Annotated in this window: 1 protein-coding gene; it reads right to left on the bottom strand. The window is 39.2% G+C overall.

Features of this window, described 5'->3' with window-relative positions; translation table 11 throughout:
• A partial coding sequence (locus R8O11_RS29975) for a GGDEF domain-containing protein (RefSeq protein ID WP_318195229.1) occupies positions 1–554 on the bottom strand: 554 nt, incomplete at its 3' end.
• Positions 555–572 lie beyond the last annotated feature (18 nt).

The raw sequence follows: 572 nt of genomic DNA, 5'->3' as shown, positions 1-572 counted from the left end.
CCAATTCCAATACTGACTCCAACCGCAATATCACCATCGACCTTATCGACTGAAACAGGCTCTGAAATTAGTTCATGTAGTTTATTAGCTATGCCTTTAGCTTCTTGTTCATAGTTCTTGTGGTCATTAATATTAAACAATATAAGGAATTCATCCCCACCGACTCGAAAACAGATATCACTACTACGTAACTTCCCTTTCAAGCGAGCAGATATCTCAACAAGACGCTGGTCACCAATATAATGTCCAAACGTATCATTAATTAACTTAAATCCGTTTAAATCAAGATAGGCAACCCCCAAGCAGCCAGAATCAAGTACGCTTAATGACTGATTTTCCAATACACTCTCAAGGTGACGCTTATTAAATAAGCCTGTTAGTGCGTCAGTATTTGCCTCTTCCTTTAGCTCATCAATTAACTCTTGAACCCTAGAGTAATCATGTAAAGTCGCTATCCCGCATTGCATGCCATTAAAGACAATGTTTGCTATAGAAATCCCGGCGTTAAACCCATCACCACTAGAATTTCGACAAGGCACAATACTTCTAGACATCATAGCTCTTGCTTGTGA

This window comes from Vibrio sp. 1288, assembly GCF_033344475.1.
Note: the sequence above shows the minus strand (reverse complement) of the source record. Positions and strands in the feature narration are given on the sequence as shown.